This window comes from candidate division WOR-3 bacterium, from assembly GCA_016926475.1.
In the GTDB taxonomy this organism is placed as follows: domain Bacteria; phylum SDB-A; class SDB-A; order SDB-A; family SDB-A; genus JAFGIG01.
In genome coordinates, this window is sequence record JAFGON010000085.1 from 1 (window position 1) to 7,081 (window position 7,081).

General features: G+C 44.7%; 6 protein-coding genes. 4 read left to right on the top strand and 2 right to left on the bottom strand.

Annotated elements, in window-relative coordinates; all coding sequences use genetic code 11:
• Nucleotides 1–1,050: helix-hairpin-helix domain-containing protein (locus JXA84_08575; protein MBN1151256.1), on the top strand; the 1,050-nt coding region annotated here is incomplete at its 5' end.
• Nucleotides 1,040–1,237 (top strand): hypothetical protein, encoded by a 198-nt coding sequence (locus tag JXA84_08580; GenBank protein MBN1151257.1) that lies wholly within the window; start codon nt 1,040–1,042, stop codon nt 1,235–1,237. The genes JXA84_08575 and JXA84_08580, both read left to right, overlap by 11 nt.
• On the opposite strand, the gene JXA84_08585 is transcribed toward JXA84_08580, so the two are convergent.
• Together JXA84_08585 and JXA84_08590 are read right to left on the bottom strand one after the other, a co-directional pair.
• The gene (locus JXA84_08585) at nt 1,238–2,173 is read right to left on the bottom strand and encodes an aspartate-semialdehyde dehydrogenase (GenBank protein MBN1151258.1); all 936 of its coding nucleotides are present in this window, start codon (nt 2,171–2,173) and stop codon (nt 1,238–1,240) included. It abuts the gene before it with no gap.
• 5 nt (nt 2,174–2,178) lie between these two features.
• On the bottom strand, nt 2,179–5,532 hold the full coding sequence (locus JXA84_08590; protein MBN1151259.1) for a T9SS type A sorting domain-containing protein: 3,354 nt from the start codon (nt 5,530–5,532) through the stop codon (nt 2,179–2,181).
• A gap of 155 nt (nt 5,533–5,687) precedes the next feature.
• Between JXA84_08590 and JXA84_08595 the strand changes: the two genes are divergently transcribed.
• Nucleotides 5,688–6,608: a hypothetical protein gene (locus tag JXA84_08595; protein MBN1151260.1), complete on the top strand. Its 921-nt coding sequence runs from the start codon at nt 5,688–5,690 to the stop codon at nt 6,606–6,608.
• A partial coding sequence (locus JXA84_08600) for a flippase-like domain-containing protein (protein MBN1151261.1) occupies nt 6,609–7,081 on the top strand: 473 nt, incomplete at its 3' end. It abuts the gene before it with no gap.

The window sequence follows — 7,081 nt, forward strand, 5'->3', positions numbered from 1 at the left end:
GAAAAAGGCGGTAAACTTATAATGTTGATATTTTTTTTACTATACTCGGCATTCGAATTAAACCCTATACCTAAAATATACAGCCCTGTATCCAGGAATTCTCACTTCAATGTCTTTTTGAACCCTTCAATTCCCATGCCAGACGGGATTAGAGCTTCTTGCTGTTTTACACAGCTATATTCCATGAGCGAATTAAACCTCTATTCCGCATCACTTACCTGGACAAAAAAACCTTATTCAGCTTCCCTTTTCGCCAGTCAGTTCGGAAACAGCTTATACAGGGAGATAACTACCGGTCTATCGGCGTCTTATTCTTTAAAAAATCAATCTCTGGGTATCAGACTCAAACCCATGTTTCTCTCAATAAAAAACTACGGAAGCAAAGCCGTGTGGAGTATTGACCTTTTCGGTTGGACAGAAATCTCTGACTATCTGGGCGTGGGACTTGCAGCCGAAAACATACTCGCCACAACATACGGAACTTCATCGAACAGACCCGAAATAAACATAAAAAGCCATGTAATATTCTCGCCTGTTCAAGAGGCGAGCGTCCGGATTGGATTTTCAAAAGCACAAGAAATCAGAAAGAGCTTTTCGCTCTGTTTAGACATGGGCTCAATCTATTTTGTAGGTGATTACACGGACAAACCCGGCGAATTCGCCCTGGGATTCGGTATAAACGTATCAAGTATCACCCCTTTTTACGGAATTTCAAATCACACGGATCTCGGATACACACACACCGCGTTTATCTCTTGGTCCAGGGAAAGCTCACAACACAGTGAAATTGAGCACGCCAATTCTCTGACACTTGAGCCCGACACTTTGAAAGTAAACATATTCCCCTTGGACGTCAACAGGGCTACATCCGAACTTCTCGACAGAATTCCGGGGATAGGCCCCGTCCTCGCCCAAAGAATTATCGAAAAACGTGGCGAAATAGGAGGTTTCAAAGACCTCAATGATCTCCGCGAGATAACAGGAATAGGAGAAGCGCTTTTCGAAAAGATAAAACCTTACCTTTTTACGGGAGAGTTGAATGGAATGTAAAAAAAGAGAAAATTTAGAGTCTTGTATATGCACCTATCCATGCTCCAAAAAGGGTATATGCTGTGAATGCGTGGCTTATCACAGAGAATTGGGTGAGCTGCCCGGCTGTTTTTTCCCGCCGGAATACGAAAAGACTTTCGACAGGTCGCGAGAAAATTTTTTCAGGGCATGGAAACTAAAAAAATAATCACATGATCATCTTTTCAAGAATATCTACAGCGTTTGTAGCGGCGCCAACCCTTAAATTGTCCGCGCAGACAATCAGGCTGACAAGCCCGGGGTATCCCCTTTCATCCTTGACTCGTCCTGCGATGACATCGTCGGTGTCTTTTATGTCTTGGGGAGTCGGCACTTCCTTGTAAATAACATCTTTGTCGTTTTTTATATATGATATGACCTTTTCCGCGCTGAGATTTTCTCCCTCAAGATTGAGGACGACAGAATGGCCGATTCCAAGAGGCACTCTCACACAAAAAGCCGATATTTTTAAATCGTCTCTGTGCAGAATTTTCCTCGATTCGTTTACGAGCTTTGTTTCTTCTTGAGAATTACCAGTTTCGTCGAGTCCGCCGATAAGGGGGATTATGTTGTCGAATATTTTTGTCGAAAAAGGCGAAGAAGAAAAATTTCCTCCAATTCTCTCTTTTTCCAAAGCTTCAATACCCCTCCTGCCGGCTCCAGAAACCGACTGAAAAGTGACCGCGTGGAAACCTGTCAGCTTTTCCTTGAAACTTTTCAGAACCATTACTACAGGAATGGTCGCGCAGTTCGGGTTTGAGATCAGAAAATCGCCTTTACCTATGTCGTTGAAATTGACCGAGGGAACTATCAGGGGGATGTTCTTTTCCATCCTGAAAGCCGATGTGTTGTCAATACAGACGATTTTACTCTCGGCGAATTTTTTTGCCCATTTCCTTGAAACATCTGAACCCGCTGAGAATATAGCGAAATCGAGATTTTTGGGGACAGCATCAAGCTCCTCGACGGGTATTCCAGAAACTTCCCTGCCGCCCCCATACGAAGAAAACGCCCTTATTTCCAAGTTGAGAGATCTTTTTAAAACTATCTCAATCGCTTTCTTCCCGACAGCGCCTGTCGAACCGACAATTCCCAGTGTTTTCATTTTTCTCAGATAGTCTTCATAAGTTTAATGCTCCGGTCGAGTGATCCGCCTTCCACTTTGAGGAAGTAGACCCCTGATGGCAAATTCTGAGGAACCCCGAAACTGCTGGTTCCAGCCCTCAAATAACCTTCGTGCAAAGACCTCACGACTCTTCCTGAAATGTCGAAAAGCGCCAAACGGACATTCGCTCCATCGTTCAGGGTCAAACTTATCTTCCATTCCCCGTTGATGAAAGGACCGGAGTACTGAAGGGACGGGACTGCGGTGACAGGTTCCTCTTCGACTCCGACAGTCACCTCGCGCTTAACACATACATCGTCTATATACCATCCTTCATACTGGTTCGTATTGTCTTCGGAATAAAAAATGAACCTTAGATTGAACGAATCGCCAGATATTTCAAAAGGAATTTCCTCATGGACCCAACCCTCGGAACTCCCCGAATATGTGGCCAAATTCGTCCATTGCCCGTTTTCGACGGACTGGACTATGCAGTAGTCATAACCTCCTTCAGCTTCATACCAGTGCCAGAAAGCGAGCGACATGCCTTCCCCCGCCCTAAGCGCCACAGTTTCCAAAGTGTCGGTGAAGTTTGGAGGATACTGCCCAGAGGCTTCATAACCGCAATACCAGGAATGAGATGCAGATGAATAACGGCGTGAGGAAACGTGCCAAAGGTCGAGATCGCCGGAATGCACCCAGTAAGCAGTGTCCCCTTCTACGTCGTCTGTGAAACCGAAGACGCCTGTCGTAAGGTTGACCGAGTATTCGTCGGGCACAGGAAGGTTTCCTGAAACAAAACTGAAATTCGCCTCAAACTCATTAGGGATAGTTGATCCCGCCGTCATTGTGTAATGGAAAAGGACTGTGTCCCCCACAACTATTCTGTCATGGCTGGCGATAGGATCGGCGACGGAGACGGATGAGGTGTTTAGCGCGACAGTCGTCTGTCCAGAGAAAAGGTCTGAAAAGCCTTCGTTGACAAAGTAAAACTTCCATAGTGCGGTCTCACCAGGTTCGAAAAATCCGTTGCCGTTGCCGTTTACCGTGTCTTCGCATGAAACTCCGACACAGCTCATCTGGGGATTCTCTACGACTGCGGGAAGATAATAGGTGTCCGCTAAAGAAGAAGCCCAAATATGCAGGGTTAAATTCATAGGGGTTCCGTTATTCACCCCCAAATCAGTGAAAACTCTGAATTGCAGGGAAGCTTTTGCTCCGGAGGCGAGTGAAGAAATAGTGTCTAAACTTGTGAGGAAACCGACGAATCCGCTGTCTGAATCGAGCTCACCGACGACTGAGGAAAGGGTTGAACTGCCGGTGTTTTGAACATATATAACAAAGTCAAGAGTCTCTCCTGACGAGAACCTTCCGTCTTCGTTGCAGTGAGGAAGGGTGTCAAAATAAAACATGGAATCCAACTGAATTCTCAAAGCAGAAGAACCGAATTGGATGTTTTGGCTGGTTTGGGCTAAATTCACTCCGCTTACTGTCACTTTGCCTTCACCTGAACTTACGCCTTCGTAACGCAGGAAACAGGCTCCGGATGCGTCCGTCTGAGAATTGCAGATCAGATTTCCTGCCTGTGATAATGCGACGATTGCACCTTCTACGGGGGCTCCCGAATTCTCTTTTACCAAAACATTGATTGTGCCGCTGGGCTCAGGGAAAATCGTACCCGAAAGAAAAATTTGCGGATCAACCAAAGCCGTTTCAGTACGCAGAGACAAAGACGGATCACCCAGAAGATTCAAAACGAACATCAGCCATCTGAAATCGTTCTGCTCTTGAGCGAGAGCGATATAAGGAATTTTGTGCAAGGCGAATGCGTCGCCCAAAACATCTTCGCCGTCCAGGAAAACGGTTTTGAAGAAATTATAATCTATCACTTCCGAGCTACCGCAACCCGGGAATCCGGGAGTGAACCAGCCGTATCTCGAATTGCCTATGAAAGCGATGCCCCCTCCGGTCGGATTTAGTACGAAATGCCAGCCCACGCAGTCGTCGTCGAAAGAAGCAGCCCAGCAGCCAGTAGAATAAACGACGCCGTATTTGGAAAAATTCGCTAACGCGTCGACGTCATTTTTCCCTAAATAATCCGGGCCGCACTGCATGGAGTTCGTTCCAGCGTGACCAATGTGGTTTAAGTATGAGAAACCGTATCTGTCAGCCGTGTCCTGCAGAGACGATACGGTGAGGTTGGACAGTGATTCGTAGAGTTTGTGGACGATAAAAGAAGGACTTATAAGTCTGTCGTCAATATAGTCTTTGGCGATCCCACCGTCTGTCTCTGCGTCGAGAAAACTCGCTACCATTATCATGTTCTGGGGGTAGTTTAACGAATCAGCTCTGTAATAGTTTTTAACCTTTTCAAAAAACTGAAGAGCTTGGGTTGACGAACTGACCGCGGCTCTCCCGACGTATATGTCGGGGAAAAAATCTATATTGTCTTCCGGCTCTCCGAAGATGTTGTCGTTGTCTTCGTCCCAGGTGCCGTCTAAATCTGAATAGTACAAATCGGAGGGAATGTCTTCGGACAGGCTCTGCATTTCGATATGACAATACCTTCCGGGTACCGACTGCCAATTACCGAGGATTAGAAGATACTTTGTTGAATTGTCGTTGTGAGTTGAAATCAGAAAATTCCTTATTTTCTCCTGGATATCCCTTCCGGTGAAGTTTTGATCTATATAAGCCGTCGTCTTTACCGAACAGTTCATCCCGTTTTGCCTGTGAAAACAGGCAAGGCTTTCAGCCGCGGCGGTAAAATTCGCCGACGTCACTATGACCATATCAGTGTCTGAGACACTCCGCCCGTCGGTTATTGGGTTTAAGGTGTATTCCCCGTGAATCTCAACGTAAATCTTTTCAGAGAAAAAAACATCTTTCCTCAATGGGTTGTATTGAAGCGGCGAAAAAACAAGAGCGAGAAGATTTTTTTCACCCGCTTTTCCCTGAACAAAAGATACGAGGTTTTGATCCGGATAAAGGGCGTCCCTCCCGTAAATCTCAGGGTTCGGATTTGTGTATGGTTTTCTTGTAAAACTCATGGGTTGAGTGCCCTGATCCGGCGGCAGTTCAACATTTTCACCCAAAAGACGCGTTTCCACGAAGGAGATGACCACGCTTTCCATTTTAAATCCTTTGGGCAATTCGAAAATTCTCGTCTCTCCATAAACCATGGGATGTGAAGGCTCAGAGATGACAGGACTGCCGGGCATCCAGATTAAATCATACCCGAAACCGAAAGGATCGGTATAAAGATAATTCTGAGGTTCCTGAAAACTGAATTCGGTGTTTATTGTAGCGCTCGACAAATATACCGGTAAAAAAACCGTTAAAAAAAACGCCATCTTCATGGGTGACTCCTTTTTTCAGAAATTTCATAAAAAATTATTTTCGTTTCTTTTAAGTTGATATAAACAACTTAGTTGATACAATCAACTTTTAAGTTGATATAAGCAACTTTTTATTTTAAGTTGCTATAATCAACCTTAAATGATAGCATTTTTTGATGTTTTTGACATTTTTTCTTGCGATTTCGTTTTTATTCGAAAATTCCGGCTTTTACGGAATGCCTTCTTCCGCGACAGCTCTTTCATGCGGGGGAGCCGGAACGGCTCTCTGTGAAGATCCAGTCTATTACAATCCCGCTATGCTCGTTTTTTCAAATAAATCTGCGTTATTGGTCTCTTTTTATCAGAAGAACGACAAACCTTGGAAAGGGTTTGGAGAATTTTCGACTCCTGAAGGCACGTATATAAACTCCATTCTCGCCTACACCCCTCAGAACGCTTATTTCTGGAGAATTCTTGAAGCACGGGTAATGGACACCATAGCAGACGGAAGGCGCATTGACGCGCATTTCAGAGCCGATGAAGCGGGAATGTCTTTTGCGATGAGAGACTCCGATATATACTGCTTTTCAATAGGCGGCACCATCAAATATTCGCATTTCTCATACCGTGAAGTTTCTTATCCGGACTCAGGTCAATTTTTCAGCGATTCCCTCATAATAAAATCTTTTCCGGCCCATGGCGTCTATGCCGACGCGGGAATGGCTCTTTGTATTCCCGGCATCGCCCTTGGCGTCAGCGCCAAAAACCTTTTTGGAAAAGTCTTCAAGGATGAAATTGATCTTCCCGCTCAATACAGAGCCGGCGTATCATTTTTCTCGAAACACTTTTCCACGGCATACGACATAGTTTATTGGGAAATTGACGAAGATATTTCACATCACTTTTGCCTTAAAGCCGGTTACGGACCAATTATTAGCTATTCGGGATACGCCTGCAGAGAAGACGAAAAAATCGCTTCTTTCGGGCTTTCTTTAAATTATCAAAAATATTTCTTGTCATCGGCTTTATGGGGACCAGCGGATAATTTCCAATCAGACAGTCTCGACTTTTATTTTTCAGCAGGGGTTCTTTTTTAATTGCCTGGTAACCTTTCAAAGCAGATAAAAATTGGTTTCAGGCTTTTCCTGACTATTACATTGATCACCTTGCTTCTTATATTCTTCTTTTCCCTCAAAAACGCTACAAAAGAATCAATTCTGGAGATATTCAGAAACATAAACCCGATATTTCTTCTCATATCTTTCGGACTGTGGTTTCTTGCGACTATCCTCGACGCTTTGAGGACAAAATTACTCGTCATAGGCGCAGGGGAGAGGATAAAACTCTGGACGGCGCTTGAAGTCATCATATCGGGCATTTTTCTTGCGACCGTAACACCATTTCAGACAGGCGGTCTTCCTGTTCAAATGTACATTTTTCACAAAAAAAACATATCTCCGGGCAAAGCGACCCTGATACTTTTGTTTCGCGGGATACTTCATATCGGTGTGACAATCGCCGCCCTGCCTTTTGTAATACCTTATTTCCCAAAAAACGCAATCACTGTGAC